22 protein-coding genes are annotated in these 21,879 nt (G+C 71.5%); 17 read left to right on the top strand and 5 right to left on the bottom strand.

Annotated features, from left to right (window positions below):
• Nucleotides 1–18 precede the first annotated feature (18 nt).
• A complete protein-coding gene (locus AC068B_RS35590; protein ID WP_478675658.1) occupies nt 19–1,830 on the bottom strand; it encodes a glycoside hydrolase family 15 protein in 1,812 nt (603 codons plus the stop codon).
• A 443-nt stretch (nt 1,831–2,273) separates the two neighbouring features.
• Here AC068B_RS35590 and AC068B_RS35585 point away from each other — a divergent pair, with 443 nt between their 5' ends.
• From AC068B_RS35585 to AC068B_RS35530, 12 genes are all read left to right on the top strand, one after another.
• Complete coding sequence (locus tag AC068B_RS35585; RefSeq protein WP_356257729.1) at nt 2,274–3,950, top strand: CTP synthase; 1,677 nt, start codon at nt 2,274–2,276, stop codon at nt 3,948–3,950.
• An 85-nt stretch (nt 3,951–4,035) separates the two neighbouring features.
• A complete protein-coding gene (locus tag AC068B_RS35580; RefSeq protein ID WP_356257731.1) occupies nt 4,036–4,662 on the top strand; it encodes an NUDIX hydrolase in 627 nt (208 codons plus the stop codon).
• 167 nt (nt 4,663–4,829) lie between these two features.
• Nucleotides 4,830–6,920 (top strand): tetratricopeptide repeat protein, encoded by a 2,091-nt coding sequence (locus AC068B_RS35575; protein ID WP_478675636.1) that lies wholly within the window; start codon nt 4,830–4,832, stop codon nt 6,918–6,920.
• Between the two features lie 145 nt (nt 6,921–7,065).
• Nucleotides 7,066–8,181 carry an alanine dehydrogenase gene (gene ald / locus AC068B_RS35570; protein ID WP_055563015.1) on the top strand — a complete coding sequence of 372 codons (1,116 nt, stop codon included), beginning with the start codon at nt 7,066–7,068 and terminating at the stop codon, nt 8,179–8,181.
• A gap of 356 nt (nt 8,182–8,537) precedes the next feature.
• Nucleotides 8,538–9,710 carry a ParA family protein gene (locus AC068B_RS35565; RefSeq protein ID WP_244177429.1) on the top strand — a complete coding sequence of 391 codons (1,173 nt, stop codon included), beginning with the start codon at nt 8,538–8,540 and terminating at the stop codon, nt 9,708–9,710.
• Nucleotides 9,695–10,282, top strand: a complete 588-nt coding sequence (locus AC068B_RS35560; RefSeq protein WP_478675635.1) for a hypothetical protein — start codon at nt 9,695–9,697, stop codon at nt 10,280–10,282. The genes AC068B_RS35565 and AC068B_RS35560 overlap by 16 nt, the downstream gene beginning before the upstream one ends.
• 19 nt (nt 10,283–10,301) lie before the next feature.
• Nucleotides 10,302–11,303 carry a segregation and condensation protein A gene (locus tag AC068B_RS35555; RefSeq protein WP_478675634.1) on the top strand — a complete coding sequence of 334 codons (1,002 nt, stop codon included), beginning with the start codon at nt 10,302–10,304 and terminating at the stop codon, nt 11,301–11,303.
• Nucleotides 11,300–11,956, top strand: coding sequence for an SMC-Scp complex subunit ScpB (gene scpB / locus AC068B_RS35550; protein ID WP_478675633.1), 657 nt, complete (start codon nt 11,300–11,302; stop codon nt 11,954–11,956). The genes AC068B_RS35555 and scpB overlap by 4 nt, the downstream gene beginning before the upstream one ends.
• Nucleotides 11,957–11,967: 11 nt before the next feature.
• Nucleotides 11,968–13,143: a pseudouridine synthase gene (locus AC068B_RS35545; protein ID WP_478675632.1), complete on the top strand. Its 1,176-nt coding sequence runs from the start codon at nt 11,968–11,970 to the stop codon at nt 13,141–13,143.
• Nucleotides 13,144–13,230: 87 nt separating this feature from the next.
• Nucleotides 13,231–13,956, top strand: coding sequence for an NUDIX hydrolase (locus tag AC068B_RS35540; RefSeq protein ID WP_478675631.1), 726 nt, complete (start codon nt 13,231–13,233; stop codon nt 13,954–13,956).
• Complete coding sequence (locus AC068B_RS35535) at nt 13,953–14,954, top strand: ADP-ribosylglycohydrolase family protein (RefSeq protein WP_478675630.1); 1,002 nt, start codon at nt 13,953–13,955, stop codon at nt 14,952–14,954. Before AC068B_RS35540 ends, AC068B_RS35535 begins: the two co-directional genes overlap by 4 nt.
• A gap of 3 nt (nt 14,955–14,957) precedes the next feature.
• Nucleotides 14,958–15,731, top strand: coding sequence for a nucleotidyltransferase domain-containing protein (locus AC068B_RS35530; RefSeq protein ID WP_478675629.1), 774 nt, complete (start codon nt 14,958–14,960; stop codon nt 15,729–15,731).
• On the opposite strand, the gene AC068B_RS35525 is transcribed toward AC068B_RS35530, so the two are convergent.
• The 4 genes from AC068B_RS35525 to AC068B_RS35510 are packed head-to-tail and all read right to left on the bottom strand — an operon-like array spanning nt 15,648 to nt 18,192.
• Complete coding sequence (locus AC068B_RS35525) at nt 15,648–16,400, bottom strand: nucleotidyltransferase domain-containing protein (protein ID WP_478675628.1); 753 nt, start codon at nt 16,398–16,400, stop codon at nt 15,648–15,650. The genes AC068B_RS35530 and AC068B_RS35525 overlap by 84 nt on opposite strands.
• A 23-nt stretch (nt 16,401–16,423) precedes the next feature.
• On the bottom strand, nt 16,424–16,888 hold the full coding sequence (locus AC068B_RS35520; protein WP_478675627.1) for a Rieske (2Fe-2S) protein: 465 nt from the start codon (nt 16,886–16,888) through the stop codon (nt 16,424–16,426).
• Entirely contained in the window at nt 16,885–17,478 is a 594-nt protein-coding gene (locus tag AC068B_RS35515) for a DUF6529 family protein (protein WP_478675626.1), read from the bottom strand. Before AC068B_RS35515 ends, AC068B_RS35520 begins: the two co-directional genes overlap by 4 nt.
• 30 nt (nt 17,479–17,508) lie before the next feature.
• Nucleotides 17,509–18,192, bottom strand: a complete 684-nt coding sequence (locus AC068B_RS35510; RefSeq protein WP_478675625.1) for a hypothetical protein — start codon at nt 18,190–18,192, stop codon at nt 17,509–17,511.
• 190 nt (nt 18,193–18,382) lie between these two features.
• On the opposite strand from AC068B_RS35510, the gene AC068B_RS35505 reads away from it, so the two are divergent.
• The 5 genes from AC068B_RS35505 to AC068B_RS35485 all read left to right on the top strand — a co-directional run bounded on the left by AC068B_RS35505 (nt 18,383) and on the right by AC068B_RS35485 (nt 21,852).
• Nucleotides 18,383–18,811, top strand: coding sequence for a YidB family protein (locus AC068B_RS35505; protein WP_478675624.1), 429 nt, complete (start codon nt 18,383–18,385; stop codon nt 18,809–18,811).
• Between the two features lie 129 nt (nt 18,812–18,940).
• Complete coding sequence (gene aroH, locus AC068B_RS35500) at nt 18,941–19,303, top strand: chorismate mutase (protein ID WP_356257766.1); 363 nt, start codon at nt 18,941–18,943, stop codon at nt 19,301–19,303.
• Complete coding sequence (locus AC068B_RS35495; protein ID WP_478675623.1) at nt 19,300–20,385, top strand: prephenate dehydrogenase; 1,086 nt, start codon at nt 19,300–19,302, stop codon at nt 20,383–20,385. Before aroH ends, AC068B_RS35495 begins: the two co-directional genes overlap by 4 nt.
• 112 nt (nt 20,386–20,497) lie before the next feature.
• The gene (gene cmk / locus AC068B_RS35490; RefSeq protein ID WP_356257771.1) at nt 20,498–21,193 is read left to right on the top strand and encodes a (d)CMP kinase; all 696 of its coding nucleotides are present in this window, start codon (nt 20,498–20,500) and stop codon (nt 21,191–21,193) included.
• Nucleotides 21,151–21,852, top strand: coding sequence for a lysophospholipid acyltransferase family protein (locus AC068B_RS35485; RefSeq protein ID WP_478675622.1), 702 nt, complete (start codon nt 21,151–21,153; stop codon nt 21,850–21,852). Before cmk ends, AC068B_RS35485 begins: the two co-directional genes overlap by 43 nt.
• Nucleotides 21,853–21,879: the final 27 nt, after the last annotated feature.

Below are 21,879 nucleotides of genomic sequence, written 5' to 3'. Positions count from 1 at the left end.
TGCCGGGTGCCGGAGGCGCTAGCCCCCGTACGCCCCCGAAGCCGTCAGCCGCAGCGCCGTGTCGATCAGCGGCACGTGGCTGAACGCCTGCGGGAAGTTGCCGACCTGCCGCTGGAGGCGCGGGTCCCACTCCTCGGCGAGCAGCCCCAGGTCGTTGCGGAGGCCGAGGAGCTTCTCGAAGAGCTTGCGGGCCTCGTCGACCCGGCCGATCATCGCGAGGTCGTCGGCCATCCAGAACGAGCAGGCCAGGAACGCCCCCTCGTCGCCCTCCAGGCCGTCCACGCCCTCGTCCTCGCCGGACGTCGGATAGCGCAGGATGAAGCCGTCCGAGGTCGAAAGCTCCCGCTGGATCGCCTCGATCGTGCCGATGACGCGCTTGTCGTCCGGCGGCAGGAAGCCCATCTGCGGAATCAGCAGCAGCGAGGCGTCCAGCTCCTTCGAGCCGTACGACTGCGTGAACGTGTTCCGCTCCTTGTCGTAGCCCTTCTCGCAGACGTCCCGGTGGATGTCGTCGCGCAGCCCGCGCCACTTCTCCAGCGGTCCGTCCGCGTCGCCGGACTCGATGAGCTTGATGGTGCGGTCCACGGCGACCCACGCCATCACCTTGGAGTGCACGAAGTGGCGGCGCGGGCCGCGCACCTCCCAGATGCCCTCGTCCGGCTCGTCCCAGTGGTCCTCGAGGTAGCGGATCAGCTTGAGCTGCAGGAGCGAGGCGTAGTCGTTGCGGGCCAGGCCCGTCATGTGGGCCAGGTGCAGGGCCTCGGTCACCTCGCCGTACACGTCGAGCTGCAGCTGGCCCGCCGCGCCGTTGCCCGCCCGGACCGGCTGCGAGTTCTCGTACCCCGGCAGCCAGTCGAGCTCCGTCTCGCCGAGCTCGCGCTCGCCCGCGATGCCGTACATGATCTGCAGGTTCTCCGGGTCGCCCGCGACCGCGCGCAACAGCCATTCGCGCCATGCGCGGGCCTCCTCGCGGTAGCCGGTGCGCAGCAGCGAGGAGAGCGTGATCGCCGCGTCGCGCAGCCACGTGAAGCGGTAGTCCCAGTTGCGCGAGCCGCCGATGTCCTCGGGCAGCGAGGTGGTGGGCGCGGCGACGATCCCGCCGGTCGGCGCGTAGGTGAGCGCCTTGAGCGTGATCAGCGAGCGGACCACGGCTTCCCGGTAGGGGCCGTGGTACGTGCAGTGCTCGACCCACTCCCGCCAGAAGTCCTCCGTGGCGGTGAGCGCGTTCTCGGGCTCCGGCAGCGCGGGCTGGTCCTTGTGCGAGGGCTGCCAGGAGATGGTGAACGCGATCCGCTCACCCGGCGAGACCGTGAAGTCGGAGTAGGTGGTGAGGTCCTTGCCGTAGGTCTCGGCGTCGGTGTCAAGCCACACCGAGTCGGGGCCCGCCACGGCCACCGTGCGTCCGTCGACCTTGTGCACCCAGGGCACCACACGGCCGTAGCTGAAACGCATCCGCAGTGCCGAGCGCATCGGCACCCGGCCGCTGACGCCCTCGACGATCCGCACCAGCTGCGGCGCGTCGGTGTCGCGCGGAGGCATGAAATCGATCACGCGGACCGTGCCGCGCGTCGTGTCCCACTCGGATTCGAGCACCAGGGAATCGCCGCGATAGGTGCGGCGCGCGGCACTGGGTGGCTGCGTGTCCGGGTTGTGTGCGGGCCCCAGACGCCAGAAGCCGTGCTCCTCTGTGCCCAGCAGGCCGGCGAAAACGGCGTGGGAATCGAAGCGGGGCAGGCACAGCCAGTCCACTGTGCCGTCCCGGCAGACCAGGGCTGCGGTCTGCATGTCTCCGATGAGTGCGTAATCCTCGATGCGCCCGGCCACGTCTATCTCCAGTCGAACGGCCACGTTCGCCCCGCGGGGCGCTTACAGGTCAGCGGTCAAGTGATCGTCGACGAGCGCTTGTTCCGGGTGCAAGGCGGGATGGTGCCGTGTGCCGGAGGGGCTCGGCAGCGATTGTCCGAGCAGGATACGACGCACCCTAGTGATCTGCGCGCCCCTCCTGGCAACGAGGCTCGGCCGAACGGGTGAGCGGCAGGTGAGAGGGGGTGCGGCGGGGGAAAATGGGGGCGTGCGGGTCTCGTGACCGAGATGTGTGCGCCCGATGGCGGAGTGTGGTCGGGCGCGGGCTCCCTCCGTCGCTGATACCCTGGTAGCCCGTGAGCCGGTGGTCATAGAACCCCCGAACCGCAGCGACGGCACCTCTCCCGACCCCCTGGTGAGAGCGCCGGTACGCACCCTCCAGACCGCGACCACGGGAGCCCCCTTTGGCTATGCAGCCTAAATCCACGACGACCAAGCACATCTTCGTCACCGGGGGTGTCGCCTCTTCCCTCGGCAAGGGTCTGACTGCCTCCAGCCTGGGTGCGCTCCTCAAGGCGCGCGGCCTGCGCGTCACCATGCAGAAGCTCGACCCGTACCTGAACGTCGACCCGGGCACGATGAACCCCTTCCAGCACGGCGAGGTGTTCGTCACCAACGACGGCGCCGAGACCGACCTGGACATCGGCCACTACGAGCGCTTCCTCGACGTCGACCTCGACGGCTCGGCGAACGTGACCACCGGCCAGGTCTACTCGCAGGTGATCGCCAAGGAGCGCCGCGGTGAGTACCTGGGCGACACCGTCCAGGTCATCCCGCACATCACCAACGAGATCAAGCACCGCATCCGCCGCATGGCGACCGACGACGTCGACGTCGTGATCACGGAGGTCGGCGGCACGGTCGGCGACATCGAGTCGCTGCCGTTCCTGGAGACCGTCCGCCAGGTCCGCCACGAGGTCGGCCGCGACAACGTCTTCGTCGTGCACATCTCCCTGCTGCCCTACATCGGCCCCTCCGGCGAGCTGAAGACCAAGCCGACCCAGCACTCGGTCGCCGCCCTGCGCAACATCGGTATCCAGCCGGACGCCATCGTCCTGCGCGCCGACCGCGAGGTGCCGACGGCCATCAAGCGCAAGATCTCGCTGATGTGCGACGTCGACGAGGCCGCCGTGGTGGCCGCCATCGACGCCAAGTCGATCTACGACATCCCCAAGGTGCTGCACACCGAGGGCCTCGACGCCTACGTCGTGCGCAAGCTCGACCTGCCGTTCCGCGACGTCGACTGGACGCAGTGGGACGACCTGCTCGACCGCGTGCACAACCCGAAGCACGAGGTCACGGTCGCGCTCGTCGGCAAGTACATCGACCTGCCCGACGCCTACCTCTCGATCACCGAGGCCATGCGCGCCGGCGGCTTCGCCAACAAGGCCCGCGTCAAGGTCAAGTGGGTCACCTCGGACGACTGCAAGACCCCGGCCGGTGCCAAGAAGCAGCTCGCCGACTGCGACGCGATCCTGATCCCCGGCGGCTTCGGCGACCGCGGTGTCTCCGGCAAGGTCGGCGCGATCCAGTACGCCCGCGAGAACAAGGTGCCGCTGCTCGGCATCTGCCTCGGCCTGCAGTGCATCGTCATCGAGGCCGCCCGCAACCTCGCGGACATCCCCGACGCGAACTCCACGGAGTTCGACGCGGCCACCGGCCACCCGGTGATCTCCACCATGGCCGAGCAGCTCGACATCGTCGCGGGCGAGGGCGACATGGGCGGCACGATGCGTCTGGGCATGTACCCCGCCAAGCTCGCCGAAGGCTCCATCGTGCGCGAGGTGTACGAGGGCAAGGAGTACGTCGAGGAGCGCCACCGCCACCGCTACGAGGTGAACAACGCCTACCGCGCCGACCTGGAGAAGAAGGCCGGAATCCAGTTCTCCGGCACCTCCCCGGACGGCAAGCTCGTCGAGTACGTCGAGTACCCGCGCGACGTCCACCCCTACCTGGTCGCCACGCAGGCGCACCCGGAGCTGCGGTCCCGTCCGACCCGCCCGCACCCGCTCTTCGCGGGCCTCGTGAAGGCCGCCGTCGAGCGCCAGCAGGGCGAGCACAAGTCCGGCGGCAAGTCGGGCAAGTAACACCAGGCGATACGGTTGCCGGGGTGCGTGTCCTTCGAGGCGCGCACTCCGGTTTCTTTTTGTACGTGTGGGAGGACAGCGCGACATGACGATCAAGGACACCGCCGAGGAGTGGCAGGTCACGGCGACGGAAACCCCCTTCGTCGGGAACAAGACCTCCGTCCGCACCGACGACGTGGTCATGCCTGACGGGTCGGTCGTCCGCCGCGACTACCAGGTCCACCCCGGCTCGGTGGCCGTCCTCGCGCTCGACGACACGGGCCGCGTCCTGGTCATCCGCCAGTACCGCCACCCGGTCCGCCACAAGCTCTGGGAGATCCCCGCGGGGCTCCTCGACATCCCCGGCGAGAACCCCCTGCACGCCGCCCAGCGCGAGCTCTACGAAGAGGCGCACGTCAAGGCCGAGGACTGGCGCGTCCTCACCGACGTGTACACCACCCCGGGCGGCTGCGACGAAGCCGTGCGGATCTTCCTGGCCCGCGATCTGGCCGAGGCCGAGGGGGAGCGCTTCGAGGTCTCCGAGGAGGAGTCCGACATGGAGCTCGCCCGGGTGCCCCTCGACGAGCTCGTACGCGGTGTGCTCGCCGGTGAGCTGCACAACAACTGCCTGGTCGTGGGTGCCCTTTCGCTGCACGCGGCCCTGCACGGCGACGGTCTGGACGCGCTGCGCCCGGCCGAGGCGCCCTGGCCCGCCCGGCCCTTCGAGGCATAGCCGCGATCCCGCCGCGGAGTGCTCCCGATATGACGATCCACTGATCCGATCGGGCGACTTGTGCGCGCTGTGCGGCCGGAAGCGCGGCAGGGCCTGAACTAGGCTCTGAAAGCGTCCCGCCCGGAGTTCCGGGCGGGTTCGTGCGCAGGCGGACGGGAGCGTGGCCCGTGACGGATCAGGCGGTCGACACGGACGGTGCGGCGGCGGGTGGCGCCGTGCCACCGCCCGCGAGTGCCCTGGAGCCGACAAGGGCTCAGTTCGTCGGCAGACGCCGGGAGTTGAAGGAACTCCGCGCGGACATCGACCGGGCGGGGCTCGACACCCTCGCGGGCCGCAAGGCACCCCGCGCGCGCGTGCTGCTCGTCGCGGGCCGACCCGGCTCGGGCCGCACCTCGCTCGCCGAGGAACTCGCCCGGCAGCTCGCGGGCGACTACCCGGACGGTGTGCTGCGGGCCCGCCTCACCGACCCCGACGGCAGCCGGGTGCCCACGGACCGCACCGCCAGGGAACTCCTCGACGCCCTGGGCGTGCCCGCACCCCCCGGAGCGGCCGAGGACGACCTCACCGACATCCTCAGGGACGCGCTCTCCGGCCGCAGGGCCCTGCTCCTCCTCGACGACGCGACGGACGCCGAGCAGGTCGACCCGCTGCTTCCGGACACCCCCGACTGCCTGGTCGTGGCGGTCGCGGAGGGCCCGCTCACCGGCATCCCCGACGTGCGGCCCTGCACACTCGGCGGCCTGGACAAACCGGCCGCCGTCGAGCTCCTCGCGCGCGCCGCGGGGCCCGTCCGCATCACCGTGGACCCGCGCTCCGCGGAGTCCCTCGTCGAGGCGTGCTCGGCACATCCGGCGGCGCTCGTCCTCGCCGGTGGCTGGCTCAAGGAGCGGCCCAAGGCCGCCGTCGCCGATCTGGCCAAGCAGGTGCACGACATGCCCCAGGAGGGCTCGGCGCTCGCCCGTGTCTTCACTCACACCTACGCCTCGCTGCCCGCGCCCGCCGCCCGGATACTGCGCTTCCTCTCCCTGGCCCCGGCCGGTCACGTCGACCCGCACACCGCCTCCGCGCTCGCGGGCTGCTCGGTCTCCGCGGCCAGGACCACGCTCGACGACTTCGTCGCCCTCGGGCTCGTGCGAGCCGTCGCCTCCCCGCTGCCGCAGTACGAGGTGCCCGGCTGCCTCGTGCCGCTGCTGCGGGCCCGCACCGAGAGCCAGGACCGCCCGGCCGAGATCCAGCTGGCCCGCGCCCGGATGCTGGAGCGGACCGTGCGTCTGCTGCAGTCCTGCCGGGCGATCACGGAGCCGGACGCCTCCGCCGCCCGCAAGAAGCTCGCGGGGATGCCGCGCGCGCTGCGCTTCCCCGGCCCGCGAGCGGCCGCCGAGTGGCTGCGGATCCGGCAGCCCGCGCTGCTCGCCGCCACGCGGCTCGCGGTGGCCGACGGGGAGCTCGACACCCTCGCGCGGCGTCTGATGGCCGCCCTGGCCAGGGCCCTGGTGGCGCACCGCGGCACGGAGGACGCGGCTCCCGAGCTGTACGGCATCCACCAGCTGGTCCTGGACGTGGCCGAGCGGCGGAAGCTGCCGCGCGAGCAGGCCGCGGCGCTGCTGAACCTGGCGGATCTGGACGCGCAGACCGGACGTACCGAGGACGCGCTGGCCCGCTATCGGGCGGCGCTGGACGCGGCGCGGGCGGCAGCCGATCCGTACGCCACCGGACGCGCGATGGAATCCGTCGGCGGCGCACACCAGGAGCTGGGGGACTGGTCGCGGGCCTCCGACTGGTTCGGCAGGGCACTGGCCCAGCGCCTGGCCCGGGACGAGCGCGCGGACGCCGCCCGCCTCTACGGCCGGATCGGCGCGGTGCACACCTACGCGGGGCGCTACGGAGAGGCGCTGCGCAACTGGAGTTCGGCGGTCTCCGGCTACCGCAAGACGGGCGATGTGGCTGCCCAGGCGCGGGCGTTGAGCGAGATGGCCCGCGTGCAGGAGTACGCGGGACGGCCCGAGGAGTCGCTGCGCACCTGCCAGGAGGCCGTCGAGCTGGCCAGGCACGCGAAGGACGTCCGGCTGCAGGCGGCGCTGCAGCTCCGGCTCGCGGACACCCTGGAGCGGCTCGGCGACCCCGCGGCCGCCAGGCTGCACCGGGGTGCGGCCGAGCGCATGCTGGGAGAAGAGCTTCCGGAGGCCGCGAGGCTTGAAACAAACGGTGGAGCAGCACCTTCCGCCTACGAAATCCGTAGTGCTTCCACAGAAGATTGAAGTATTGAAAGGCTAGACAGCGAGAAATCCTTCATTAGACTGGCTCCGCCGCGTACCTCTGCGGTGTCTTCCGCTGCGCCCCCACGCGTACCGGTATGCGTTGCATTGCCCGAGAAATCCCCTGAGCCAAGGACCGTGATCGACGATGAAGGTCGGCATCCCCCGCGAGGTCAAGAACAACGAGTTCCGGGTGGCCATCACCCCCGCTGGAGTGCACGAGCTGGTGCGCCACGGCCATGAGGTCGTCATCGAGCGGAACGCCGGCGTCGGCTCCTCGATCACGGACGCCGAGTACGTCTCGGCTGGCGCCAAGATCCTGGACACCGCCGATGAGGTCTGGGCCACCGCGGACCTGCTCCTGAAGGTCAAGGAGCCCATCGCGGAGGAGTACCACCGCCTCCGCAAGGACCAGACCCTCTTCACCTACCTGCACCTGGCCGCGTCCAAGGAGTGCACGGACGCGCTCCTGGAGTCGGGCACCACCGCCATCGCGTACGAGACGGTCGAGACCGCGAACCGCGCGCTCCCGCTGCTCGCCCCGATGTCCGAGGTCGCGGGCCGGCTGGCCCCGCAGGTCGGCGCCTACCACCTGATGGCCGCCAACGGCGGCCGCGGCGTCCTGCCGGGCGGTGTCCCCGGCGTGGCCGCGGGCAAGGCCGTCGTCATCGGCGGCGGCGTCTCCGGCTGGAACGCCGCGCAGATCGCCATCGGCATGGGCTTCCACGTGACCCTGCTCGACAAGGACATCAACAAGCTCAAGGAAGCCGACAAGATCTTCGGCACGAAGATCCAGACCGTCGTCTCCAACGCCTTCGAGCTGGAGAAGGCCTGCCTCGAGGCCGACCTGGTCATCGGTGCCGTCCTCATCCCCGGCGCCAAGGCCCCGAAGCTGGTCACCAACGAGCTCGTCTCGCGGATGAAGCCCGGAAGTGTCCTTGTCGACATCGCGATCGACCAGGGCGGCTGCTTCGAGGACTCGCACGCGACCACGCACGCCGAGCCGACCTTCCCGGTCCACAACTCGGTCTTCTACTGCGTCGCCAACATGCCCGGCGCGGTGCCGAACACGTCGACGTACGCGCTGACCAACGCGACGATGCCGTACATCGTCGAGCTGGCGAACCGCGGCTGGGTCGAGGCCCTGCGCCGCGACCCGGCGCTCGCCCTGGGTCTCAACACCCATGACGGCAAGGTCGTTTACAAGGAGGTCGCCGAGGCCCACGGCCTGGAGCACCTCGAGCTGGAGTCGCTCCTCGGCTGACCGAGGTGACCGACTCCGGTCGGTCTCCGACACTTTCGGCGCTGTCGTCAACGAAAGTCGTCAATCTCACGCCAGCGGCCGGACCTTGAGAGGGGTCCGGCCGTATGCGTATCGGTGTGGACACGCTCAACTGGCCTTGAACGTAACCCTTTAACCGTTTCGCCCACCCCCGAAACGCCGCGATGACGAGCCGCGCGCCCTTGACACAAGGGTGTTCCATCGCCGACACATCGGGCCGGGTCCGGCGGATTGTGTTGCTGCGGAGCGGTGACACGCCATAGAGTCGCCAACCGTCGGCATGGTGCCACGCTGACCTATCGAGAAATTTCCTGGTCACCAAGGAGGTAAGACGACTTGTGAATGAGTCGACATTTGCTCCCGGGGGTGGTCAACCAGGAACGTCTGTGCGGGACCAGGGTCCCGAGGGGCTCGAAGCCGTCGGCTCGGTCGCTGTCCGCACCTTCGAAGCCCGGCAGGGCCCCCAGCCGACACAGTCAGCACCCCAGAGCATGGATGGCCATCACGTGAACGCCATGGCCGGCGACCGGAGTGGCGATAACACCCACACCCACCTCGCCGACTACGAGGAACTGCCCCAGGGGCACTTCTACGACCCCGATGCCGAGTACGAGCCCGATCCGGAGTACGCGGCCACGCTCGCGCCGGACGCCGCCCGTCAGCGCCGCGAGCGCATCGGCCCGACGGGACGCCCGCTGCCGTACTTCCCGATCCCGGGCCCGCTGACCGACCACGGTCCCGCGAAGATCATCGCGATGTGCAACCAGAAGGGCGGCGTCGGCAAGACGACGTCGACCATCAACCTGGGCGCGGCCCTCGCGGAGTACGGACGCCGGGTCCTGCTCGTCGACTTCGACCCGCAGGGCGCCCTCTCCGTGGGCCTCGGGGTCAACCCGATGGAGCTGGACCTGACGGTCTACAACCTCCTCATGGAGCGCGGCATGTCCGCGGACGAGGTGCTCCTGAAGACCGCGGTCCCGAACATGGACCTGCTGCCCAGCAACATCGACTTGTCGGCCGCCGAAGTGCAGCTGGTGAGCGAGGTCGCGCGCGAGTCCACCCTGCAGCGCGCCCTGAAGCCGCTGATGCAGGACTACGACTACATCGTGATCGACTGTCAGCCCTCGCTCGGCCTGCTCACCGTGAACGCCCTGACGGCGGCTCACAAGGTGATCGTGCCGCTCGAGTGCGAGTTCTTCGCGCTGCGCGGCGTGGCCCTGCTGACGGAGACCATCGAGAAGGTCCAGGAGCGGCTCAACCCCGACCTGGAGCTCGACGGCATCCTCGCGACCATGTACGACTCCCGCACGGTGCACAGCCGTGAGGTGCTCGCGCGCGTGGTCGAGGCCTTCGACGACCACGTCTACCACACGGTCATCGGGCGTACGGTCCGCTTCCCGGAGACCACGGTCGCCGGTGAGCCGATCACCACGTACGCCTCCAACTCGGTCGGTGCGGCCGCCTATCGCCAGCTCGCCAGGGAGGTGCTCGCCCGGTGTCACGCCGAGTGAGTCTGCCCGGGGCCGACGAACTGTTCCGTACGACCGGGGGCATGGCGCTGCAGTCGTCGTCGCCGCGCCGCCAGGCGAACGGCGAGGCGAAGGTGCCCGCTCCGGCGGGCGAGAGCGACGAGACGGCGGCCGCGGCCGAGGATGCGGCGCAGGGCGACGGTGAGCCCGCCGAACACGCGGCATCGGACGCGGAGTCGGGCGCCGAGTCGCGCGCCAGGGCGGCTGCCGCCGAGGGCGACAAGGGTGCCGGACGGCGCTCGGGACCGGCGCAGGAAGGTTCGGCCGCCCAGGGCGGCAAGTCCGGCGGCTCGTCGACCGCGCAGGCGCGGCGGCGGGCACGGGCGGCCAACCGGCGGCCCAGCGGGCGCGAGCGGCACGACGAGAAGATCACCGTGTACGTCTCCGCCGAGGAGCTGATGGACCTCGAGCACGCGCGGCTCGTGCTCCGCGGTGAGCACGGGCTCGCGGTCGACCGCGGGCGGATCGTGCGGGAGGCGGTCGCGGTCGTCCTCGCCGATCTGGAGTCCCGCGGGGACGCGAGCATCCTCGTACGACGATTGCGCGGGCGGTAGGGGTAGCGTTTCTGGCCTCATGGCCTCGAACAGTGAACCCGCACCGCCCCCGCCCTCCCGTCGCCGCGTCCTGGGCCGCGGGCCCGGCGCGGCGCCCGCGGAGCGGGAAGCGGTGGCGGAGCCCGCGGCGCCGGACCTCCCGGCAGAGCCCGTCGAGCCCGTCGAGCCCACGGAATCCGTCGAGCCCGCAGAGCCCGCCGAACCCCCAGAGCCCGACGACGGACGGTTCAAGGTTCGGCTCGCGAACTTCGAGGGGCCCTTCGATCTGCTGCTCCAGCTGATCTCGAAGCACAAGCTGGACGTCACCGAGGTCGCGCTCTCCAAGGTGACCGACGAGTTCATGGCCCACATCCGGGCCATGGGAGCCGACTGGGACCTGGACCAGACGACCGAGTTCCTGGTCGTCGCCGCCACCCTGCTCGACCTCAAGGCGGCGCGGCTGCTGCCCACCGCCGAGGTCGAGGACGAGGCCGACCTGGCGCTCCTCGAGGCGCGGGACCTGCTGTTCGCGCGGCTCCTGCAGTACCGCGCGTACAAACACGTCGCGGACATCTTCAGCGGGCGGCTCGACGAGGAGGCGCGGCGCTATCCGCGGACCGTGGGCCTCGAACCGCACCACGCCGAGCTGCTCCCGGAAGTCGTCATCAGCATCGGGGCGGAAGGATTCGCCAAGCTCGCCGTGAAGGCGATGCAGCCCCGCGCGAAGCCGCAGGTGTACGTCGAACACATCCACGCCCCGCTGGTCTCCGTGCAGGAGCAGGCCGGGCTCGTCGTCGCCCGGCTCCGGGAGCAGGGGGAGGCCAGCTTCCGGGTGCTCGTGGCGGACGCGGGGGACACCCTCACCGTCGTCGCCCGCTTCCTCGCCCTGCTCGAGCTCTACCGCGAGAAGGCGGTCGCCCTGGACCAGGAGGACCCCCTGGGCGAGCTGATGGTGCGGTGGACCGGCGGGGACAGTGCCGCGGAGCCGACGGTGACCGACGAGTTCGACCGGGCCCCCGAGCCCATGGAGGAGAAGGCGTGAGCGTACAGAGCCCGGTCGGGGAGCTTGCCGGTGCCGTGGCCGAGCTGGAGCTGCGGCCCGCCCTCGAGGCCGTCCTGATGGTGGTGGACGAGCCCGCCACCGAGGAGCACCTCGCGAAGATCCTGCAGCGGCCGCGGCGCGCCGTCGCCGACGCGCTGCGGGAGCTCGCCGACGAGTACACCGTGCAGAAGCGGGGCTTCGAGCTGCGGCTCGTGGCCGGTGGGTGGCGGTTCTACACGCGGCCCGAGTACGCCGCGGCCGTGGAGGGCTTCGTCCTCGACGGACAGCAGGCGCGGCTCACCCAGGCGGCCCTGGAGACCCTCGCCGTCGTCGCGTACCGCCAGCCGGTCAGCCGTTCCAGGGTCTCCGCGGTGCGCGGGGTGAACTGTGACGGGGTGATGCGCACGCTCCTCCAGAGGGGTCTGGTGGAGGAGGCGGGCGCGGAACCCGAAACAGGTGCGATCCTGTACAGGACGACGAACTACTTCCTGGAGCGGATGGGCCTGCGCGGCCTGGACGAGCTCCCGGAGCTCGCGCCCTTCCTCCCCGAGGCGGACGCGATCGAAGGAGAGACGCAGGAAGGTGTCCCGTCGTTCGACCCGGACGCACCCGATGCGCCGGGGTACGAGTACACCCAGGACCCAGTCGACTAGACGGAACTTTGATGCGAAGCAGCAGCGGCAGGAACAGCAGCGGAAACAACGGCGGGAGCCGTGGTGGCAACAGCGGCGGCCGCGGCAACAGCGGTGGCGGCCGGGGCAGCGGCGGCGGTGGCGGCCGCGGCAACTTCCGGGGCGCCGGTAACAACCGCGACGACAGGCAGGGCAGGGACGACCGGCAGGGCCGGGACGACCGGCCGAGCCGCCCGAGCAAGCCGCGCCCCGAGGAGCGTCGCTACGACGTGGGCCCCGGCGGCACCAACGCGGGCCCGAAGTCCGGTCGTGGCAACGCCGCGCGCGGTGGCGCCAAGGGCGGCCCCAAGCAGGGACAGCAGCGCGGCGGCCGGTCGGCTCCCGCCCGCTCCCGTGAGTACGAGGCCCGTGCCGAGGAGCGCAACCGCGAGCGGTACGCGGGCAAGCCCAAGGTCAGCCCGCCCAAGACCTTCCCGGGCGCCGAGCAGGAGGGCGAGCGTCTGCAGAAGGTGCTCGCGCGCGCGGGCTACGGCTCGCGCCGTTCCTGCGAGGAGCTGGTCGAGCAGGCCCGTGTCGAGGTCAACGGCGAGATCGTCCTCGAGCAGGGCATGCGCGTGGACCCCGAGAAGGACGAGATCAAGGTCGACGGCCTGACCGTGGCCACCCAGTCGTACCAGTTCTTCTCCCTGAACAAGCCCGCCGGTGTCGTCTCCACCATGGAGGACACCGAGGGCCGTCAGTGCCTGGGCGACTACGTGACCAACCGCGAGACGCGGCTCTTCCACGTGGGGCGGCTCGACACCGAGACCGAGGGTGTCATCCTGCTCACCAACCACGGCGAGCTGGCGCACCGCCTGACCCACCCCAAGTACGGCGTGAAGAAGGTCTACCTCGCGCACATCGTGGGTCCCATCCCGCGTGACCTGGGCAAGCAGCTCAAGGACGGCATCCAGCTGGAGGACGGGTACGCCAAGGCGGACCACTTCCGCGTCGTCGAGCAGACCGGCAAGAACTACCTGGTCGAGGTCACCCTCCACGAGGGCCGCAAGCACATCGTGCGGCGCATGCTCGCCGAGGCGGGCTTCCCCTGCGACAAGCTGGTGCGGGTGGCCTTCGGGCCGATCACCCTGGGCGACCAGAAGTCCGGCTGGCTGCGGCGGCTGTCCAACACGGAGGTCGGGATGCTGATGCAGGAAGTCGACTTGTAGGCCGGTAGGTCTGCGGGAACCGCTTGTGCCGCCCACCCCCCTCTCTTTATAGTCAACAAGACTATAAAGAGAGGGGGGTGGTGGTGCATGCAGGGGTATGACAAGCACGCCTTCGAGCCGTTCGCCGTCACCGTGGACCTGGCCGTGTTCACCGTCCGCGACGGCGCGCTGCACGTCCTGCTCGTCGAGCGCGGCCAGGAGCCGCATGCCGGGCGCTGGGCCCTGCCGGGCGGCTTCGTGCTCCCCGACGAGTCGGCCGAGGCCGCTGCCGGGCGGGAGCTCGCCGAGGAGACCGGGATCGCCGACGTCGGGCGGCTGCACCTGGAGCAGGTGCGCACCTACAGCGACCCGGACCGCGATCCGCGCATGCGGGTCGTCTCCGTCGCGTTCGCGGCGCTCGTCCCCGACCTGCCGGAGGCGCGCGGCGGGGGCGACGCGGCCCGCGCCGCCTGGCTGCCCTACAGCCCGGCGACCTACCGTCCGCTCGCCTTCGACCACGACCGGATCCTCGCCGACGCCCACGACCGGGTCGGCGCCAAACTCGAGTACACCGGCCTCGCCACGGCCTTCTGCGCCCCCGAGTTCACGCTCGGCGAGCTGCGCCAGGTCTACGAGGCGGTGTGGGGCGCCGAGCTCGACCCCGCCAACTTCCGCCGCAAGGTGGTCGGCACCGCAGGGCTCGTGGAAGCCGTGCCCGGCGCCGCGCGGCTGACCGGCGGACGCGGCAAGCCCGCGGCCCTCTTCCGGGCGGGCACCGCCACCGCGCTGCACCCGCCCCTGCTCCGCCCCGCTCCGGAAGGACAGCCCTCATGAAGCGTGCCGCCACCGGATCCCTCGTGGGCCTCGCCCTCGGGGACGCGCTCGGCTTCCCGACCGAGTTCAACGACGTGCCCTCGATCCTCGCGAAGTGCGGGCCCTGGCGGGAGATGGCGCTGCCCCGGCCCGCGTACATCACCGACGACACCCAGATGACGCTCGCGCTGAGCCGCGGCCTGCGCACCGCCATGGACCGCGGACTGCTCGGACCCAAGCGGCTCGAGCGGCCGCTGCGCGAGGAGTTCGTGGACTGGTACCAGTCGCCGGAGAACAACCGCGCGCCCGGCAACACCTGCCTGAAGGCCTGCTACCTCCTCAAGACCGGCAAGCCCTGGGAGGAGGCGAGCCAGGTGCACTCCAAGGGCTGCGGCGCCAACATGCGCGTGGCGCCGATCGGGCTCGTGCCCGGCCTTGGCGACGAACAGCGGGCGGGCGCCGCCCAGCTGCAGGCCGCCCTCACCCACGGCCATCCGACGGCGCTCGCCGCCTCCGACCTCACCGCCCACGCCGTGCGGCTGCTCGCCGAGGGCGCGGAGCCGACGGGACTCGTCGGGCTGCTGCGCTCGTACGCGTACGAGAACCGGGAGACGTACCACGAGCGCTGGCTCGGCGAGCTGTGGCGGCGGGGCGGGGGCGCGTCGCCCCAGGCGTTCATCGCGCGCGGCTGGGACGAGTGCCTCGGGGTGCTCGAGCGGCTCCGTGACGCGCTGCGCGCGCCCTCGCCCGAGACCGACCCCTGCCTGGCGACCGGCGAGGGCTGGATCGCCGAGGAGGCCTTCGCCACCGGGCTGCTCTGCTTCCTGATGTTCGTCGACGAACCGGTCACCGCGCTGCGCAGGGCTGCCTGCACGTCGGGGGACTCGGACTCGATCGCCTGTCTCACGGGCGCCTTCGCGGGGGCGCACCTCGGCGCGGACGCCTGGCCCGCGGAGTGGGTCGAGCAGGTCGAACACAGGGTCGAGCTCCAGGAGTTCGGGGCGCTCTGGGACGCTTGAGCCATGACTGTGCACCTGGGCCCCGCCCTGGACATCGACCTCGCCTCCGTCGTCGCCGAGCAGGCCGACCCGCTGCTCTTCGCGACGGTCTCCGGAGCGCATCTGTACGGCTTTCCCTCGCGCGACTCGGACGTCGACCTGCGAGGCGTGCACCTGCTGCCCGTGACCGATCTGGTGGGGCTGCGGGAGCCGGAGGAGACGCGGTCGAAGATGTGGGACCGGGACGGCGTCGAGATGGACCTCGTCACGCACGACCTGCGCAAGTTCGTCCGGCTGATGCTGCGGCACAACGGATACGTCCTGGAGCAGCTGCTCTCCCCGCTGGTCGTGCACACCACCGACGCGCACGCCGAGCTCGTCGCGCTCGCGCCGGACGTGCTCACCAGCCACCACGCCCACCACTACCGCGGGTTCGCCAACACCCAGTGGCGGCTCTTCGAGAAGAACGGCGAGCTCAAGCCGCTGCTCTACACCTTCCGCGTGCTGCTCACCGGCATCCACCTGATGCGCGGCGGCGCCGTGGTCGCCCATCTGCCCACGCTCGTCCAGGAGGAGGCGGCCGCCCCGGCCTACCTGCCGGAGCTCGTCGCCGCCAAGGCCGAAGCCGAGCACGGCGGCGCCACCGTGGACCACGCGCGCGTGGCCGCCGACGTGGAGCGGCTGCACGCCGTCCTCGACGAGGCGCAGGCGCACTCAGCCCTGCCCAGTAGCCACTCGGCGTACGACGCCCTGCACGACCTCGTCGTCCGCGTGCGGCTCAAGGGAACCGAGGGCTGACGCCCGGCGCGTGCGGAACAGGAAGTCCTCGATCCGCTCCCGGTCGGGCTCGGCGGGGAGCGGGCTGTGCGCGGCCACACTCTGCGACTCGGCGGCGAGCCGGTTCATCCAGGACTCGACCTGAGGCCAGGAGAGCTCGCCCCGCTTCACCGCGAGGAGCGGCTCGCGCTGCTCGCCGACGTCGATCGTCAGCTCGCCGGTGCGCAGCAGGTCGCGGCAGGACATCAGGAGCCGCAGCAGGTGCATGGCGTGCTTCCAGCGCGGGGCGCCGTGCGTACGGACGTCGGCGTCGAGCTTCTTGCGCTGGCCCAGCGCGTAGCGGGCGAAGGTGTCGTGGGCCTGGCGGGAGAGGAAGGCGTCGCGGAGCGCGAGGAGTTCGCGGCCGGTGTCCGTGATGTGCTCCACGAGCGGGGAGTGCAGGCACTCCAGGACGTTCGGGTTGGCGCGCAGCGCGAGCTCGCAGAACCGCTCCAGCTCCCAACCGAACTGTTCGTCGGCGGGACCTTCCACATGTGTCGGGGGCTTCTCGAAGCGCCAGAACAGCGGTGTGGGGGCCAGGAAGACGCCCCTGCGGTCGGTGTCGCTGCCGTCCGTGGCCAGGCCGAAGGCGCGCGAACCCATCACGCAGGAGTAGACGGTGTGGTCGCGTACCAGGTCCTGAGGGTGCATGGCGGGGAGCGTACGGCCCGGGGTCAGCCCAGGGTGATCGAATTTCCGGTGACCGTGATCTTCTCCGCGGGCAGCGGGCGCGGGGCGGGCCCGTCCGCCACCGACGCGTCGGCCACCCGGTACTTGCTGCCGTGGCAGGGGCAGTTGATCGTGCCGTCCGCCACCTCCGCGACGATGCAGCCCGAATGGGTGCAGACCGCCGAGAAGGCCTTGAAGGTGCCGCTCTCCGGCTGCGTCACGACGACCTTCTTGTCCTTGACGACCTTGCCGCCGCCCACCGGGACCTCGGAGGTCTTCGCCAGCTCCGGGCCCGCGGGCCCCTCGTCGCCCGCGGGCTCCTTCGACGCGGGCGTGCCGTCGTCCGGGGCGGAGGACTTCGGCGGCTCCGGCTCCGCCCCCTCGTCGCCGTACTTGGTGCACCCCGCCGCGAGCGCCACCGCGCCCGCCGCGAGGACCGCCCGTCGCGGCGTGCCCCCGCCCCCGCTCATGCCGTCACCCCGAACGTACGGAAGAACCACAGCGCCGACGACAGCCAGATGCCCGTCAGCGCGGCGAAGACCAGGCCCGCCACCACGGGGAGCAGCCAGCCCGGCAGCCGCTCCGTGCGCAGGAGCAGCATCTTGGCGCTGAACGCCCCGTAGAAGAAGCAGCCGAGCAGCGAGTGCCACAGCACGCGCGTGGAGTACGACTGGTAGCCGAGCGCGTAGAGGCAGTGCACCGCCACGGGGACGGAGACCAGGAACGCGATCCGGCCCGCCCAGCGGTGCAGCGCCGCCGACCAGGAGGGTCCGGGGACCCGCCCGTACAGCATCAGCGCCGACACGACCTGGAGCAGCGCGAAGGCGAACGCCGTCGTGGCGAGCCAGGCCTTGACCGCGCTCGTGCTGCTGAACCCGGCCAGGTTGAAGGCGGTGCCCGCCGGGTCGTGGGCCCTGCCGTACGCACCGAGGCCGACGGCCACGGCCGCGGCGACCAGCGCGGGCAGCAGATAGCGGGCGGCGCCCGGCCTGCGGTGGCCTGCCGCGCCCGGGGGCACGGGGAATCCGCCCTGGGTGGGGGCGCTCGGGTCGACGCTCATGCGGGTCTCCCTTCACGGCGGTACGGGACGTTAGGGCGTCACGGGAGTGGCGGTGACGACGTCGCCGTCGACCCGGACGGCGCCGGTTTCGGGGTCGAGCCGCGGGGCCTGCGCGGGCTTGCCGTCGCGCTTGAGGATGCCGACCTGCCTGCCGTCGGGCAGGACGATCCAGCCGCCGTCGACCTTCGCGCCGCGCACCTCGGTCGTGGCGCGGTACAGCCCCGAGGGCTTGACGGCCTTGTCGGCGGTGAACTTCCGGGTCGCTTTGTCGACGTCGACGGTGCCGCGGACCTTCTTGCCGGTGATCTGTCCTTCGAGCTTCGCGCCGTGCTTGCCGGTCAGGCGCATCGAGCCGTCGTCCTCGACGTTCCCCTTGAGCCAGGACTCCGTGTCGCGGCCGTCGCAGTAGTAGGCGATGGCCTTGCTGTCGCGCACCGAGATGGAGACCGCGGAGGTGTCGTCGTCGGTGCGGCCCGCGTACTCGGCCTTCGGAGGCGGCTTCTGGGCCGGTGACCGCGTCGGCTTCGCGGAGGGTTTCGGCGTGCTCTTCGGCGTGCCCTTCGGAGTGCCCTTCGTGGGGGAGGACGCCGCGGTGTCGGGTGCCTCCCCGCCGTAGGACGAACTGCCCGTTTCCGTCGTCGCGTTGAGCGACAGCATGAACAGGGCGAGCAGCAGCCCGGTCAGAAGGGTGAGGAGCGGACCTGAGCGTTTCATACGGGCCTCCCCCGAGGCGCGGCATCTGCCGACCCTCCATGCAAGCGGATCCGCGGCCCTCTCGTCCAGGGTTGAACGACCCCCAATCAGCCCAAGTGGCGACAGAGGGCGATTCGGGCGACATTGGCATGGTCCGAGGCCCGCGGCCGGGTACGGCGCGGGCCCGGCTCTCCACGCGAAAGGCAGGACCATGGCGGGTAACGATCTGGGCAGCCTTCTCGGCGGGCTCCTGGGCGGCGGCCAGCAGGGCGGCGGTTCGTCCGGCGGTGGTGGCAACATCCTCGGCGCGCTGCTCGGCGCCCTGATGAGCAAGGGCGGCGGCGCGGGCGGCGGCAACCCGCTGTCCGGCCTCCTTGAGGGGCTGAACAAGGCCGGACTCGCCGATCAGTCCCAGTCCTGGGTCGGCGCCGGAGAGAACAAGGAGGTGACCGGCGCGCAGCTGCGGCAGGCACTGCCCGACGACACCCTCCGCCAAGTCGCCGAGGAGGCCGGAGTCTCCCCTGAGCAGGCCGCGAACGAGATCGCTCAGGTGCTGCCGCAGGCCGTCGACAAGCTGACCCCCGAGGGCCAGGTGCCCTCCGGGTCGCTCGAGGACCTGATCAGGCAGCAGCAGCTCTGACCCACCCCGGTATGGTGCGCGGCGCCCGTCTCGGCAGACGGGCGCCGCGCACTCCTGTGCCGCACGCTGGATAGGCTTGACGCTCATCCACGGCGTACGCGGGACAACGCGAGACAAGAGGGCAGTGACGTGGCGGTACGAGCGGTCCGGGGTGCCGTCCAGCTGGAGCGGGACGAGGCCGGGCACATGGGCGAGCAGGTCAGTGCGCTGCTCACCGCCGTCCTCGAACGCAACGGGCTGACGCAGGACGACCTGATCAGCATCTGGTTCACGGCCACGCCCGACCTGCACTCCGACTTCCCCGCGGCCGCCGCCCGCGGACTCGGCATCGTCGACGTACCGCTGATCTGCGCGCAGGAGCTGGACATCGAGGGCGCCCTGCCCCGGGTCGTCCGCGTCCTCGCGCACATCGACACCGACCGGGCCCGCTCCGAGATCACGCATGTGTACCTCGGTGCCGCGGCCGCACTCCGCAAGGACATCGCCCAGTGAGAACTGCCCTCGTCATCGGCACCGGCCTGATCGGCACCTCCGCGGCCCTGGCCCTCGCCTCCCGCGGCGTCACCGTCCACCTCGACGACCACGACCCGGGACAGGCCCGCACCGCCGCCGCGCTCGGCGCAGGCACGGACGAGGCGCCCGAGGGCATCGTCGACCTGTGCGTCGTCGCCGTGCCGCCCGCGCACGTCGCCACCACGCTGGCCGACGTGATGGGCCGCGGGACCGCGCGCGCCTACATCGACGTGGCGAGCGTCAAGGGCGGCCCGCGCCGCGACCTTGAGGCGCTGGGCCTCGACCTGACCCCGTACATCGGCACGCACCCCATGTCGGGGCGCGAGCGCAGCGGCCCGCTGGCCGCCACAGCCGACCTCTTCGAGGGCAGGCCCTGGGTGCTCACCCCGACCCGGGACACCGACACCGAGGTGCTCAACCTCGCCCTGGAGCTCGTCGCCCTCTGCCGGGCCGTGCCCGTCGTCATGGACGCCGACGCCCACGACCGCGCGGTCGCCCTCGTCTCGCACATGCCGCACCTGGTCTCCAGCATGGTCGCGGCCCGCCTGGAGCACGCCGAGGAGTCCGCGGTACGGCTGTGCGGCCAGGGCATACGCGACGTCACGCGGATCGCCGCCTCCGACCCGCGGATGTGGATCGACATCCTCTCGGCCAACCCGGGACCGGTCGCCGACCTGCTCGCGGACGTCGCAGCCGACCTCGACGAGACGGTGACGGCGCTGCGCGCCCTGCAGTCCGCCGACGGCGCGAAGCGGACCGAGGGCGCCGCCGGCGTCGAGAAGGTGCTGCGGCGCGGCAACGCGGGGCAGGTCAGGGTGCCGGGCAAGCACGGCGCGGCCCCGGCCGCGTACGAGGTCGTCGCGGTGCTCATCAGCGACCAGCCGGGTCAGCTGGCCCGCATCTTCGCCGACGCGGACAGCGCGGGCGTCAACATCGAGGACGTGCGCATCGAGCACGCGACCGGGCAGCAGGCGGGCCTGGTGCAGCTGATGGTCGAGCCGAAGTACGTGCCGGTGCTGACGGCGGCGCTGCGGGAGCGGGGCTGGTCGATCCGGCAGTAGCGGGCCCGCGAAGGGGCTGTCGGGGCAGGGCGTGCGAGCCAGTAACCTTGTGCGGGGCGCGTTCGCGCCCCGCTTCCCTGGCCCGCGTACAGCGAAAGGTGCCCACAGCCCCGTGGAAACAGCCGAAACCGCCGCCCCGGCAGCCGTGATCGTCGCCATCGACGGACCGTCCGGCACGGGCAAGTCGAGCACCTCGAAGGCTGTCGCCGCCCAGCTCGGCCTCAGCTACCTGGACACCGGTGCCCAGTACCGGGCCATCACCTGGTGGATGGTGCACAACGGCATCGATCTCACCGACCCGACCGCCATCGCCGCCGTCGCGGGCAAGCCGGAGATCATCTCCGGCACCGACCCGGCAGCCCCGACCATCACGGTCGACGGCACGGACGTGGCGGGCCCGATCCGCACCACCGACGTCACCTCCAAGGTCAGCGCCGTCAGCGCCGTCCCCGAGGTGCGCACCCGCATCACCGAGCTGCAGCGCTCCATCGCGGTCTCGGCCGAGAAGGGCATCGTCGTCGAGGGCCGGGACATCGGCACGACCGTGCTGCCCGACGCCGACCTGAAGATCTTCCTCACCGCGTCGCCCGAGGCGCGCGCCGCCCGCCGCTCCGGCGAGCTCAAGGGCGCCGACGTCAAGGCGACCCAGGAAGCCCTGATCAAGCGGGACGCGGCCGACTCCAGCCGCAAGACGTCCCCCCTGGCCAAGGCGGGCGACGCCGTCGAGGTCGACACCACCGAGCTCACGCTCCAGCAGGTCATCGAGTGCGTCGTCACCCTCGTCGAGGAGAAGCGGGCGGCGAAGTGAGCGAGGCTCCCGCCGATCGGGCGGCTTCCGAGCGGGGTGCCGAGGTCGGCCGCAGGATCGGCGTCGGCCTCATGTACGGCCTGTGGAAGCCGCGCGTGCTCGGTGCCTGGCGGGTGCCCGCGACCGGCCCCGTGATCCTGGCCGTCAACCATTCGCACAACGTCGACGGGCCGATGGTCATGGGTGTCGCGCCCCGGCCCACGCACTTCCTGATCAAGAAGGAAGCGTTCATCGGGCCGCTCGGGCCGTTCCTGCACGGGATCGGCCAGCTGAAGGTGGACCGCTCGGTCGCCGACCGCACGGCCATCACCCGGGCGGTCGGCGTCCTGGAGCAGGGCGGCGTCCTCGGCATCTTCCCGGAGGGCACCCGGGGAGAGGGCGACTTCGCGTCGCTGCGGGCCGGGCTCGCGTACTTCGCGGTGCGGGCCGGCGCCCCGATCGTGCCGGTCGCGGTGCTGGGAAGCACCGAGCGTCCCGGACGGTTGATAAAGCAGCTGCCCCCGCTCCGCAGCAGGGTCGACGTCGTCTTCGGCGACCCCTTCGATGCGGGCGACGGCAGCGGGCGGCGCACGCGCAAGGCGCTCGACGAGGCGACCGTGCGCATCCAGAGCAGCCTCACCGCCCACCTGGAAAACGCCAGGCGCCTGACCGGGCGCTGAGCGAGACTTATCAAGTAGTGCCCCGAC

Source organism: Streptomyces sp. NPDC042371 (genome assembly GCF_056437465.1).
Note: the sequence above shows the minus strand (reverse complement) of the source record. Positions and strands in the feature narration are given on the sequence as shown.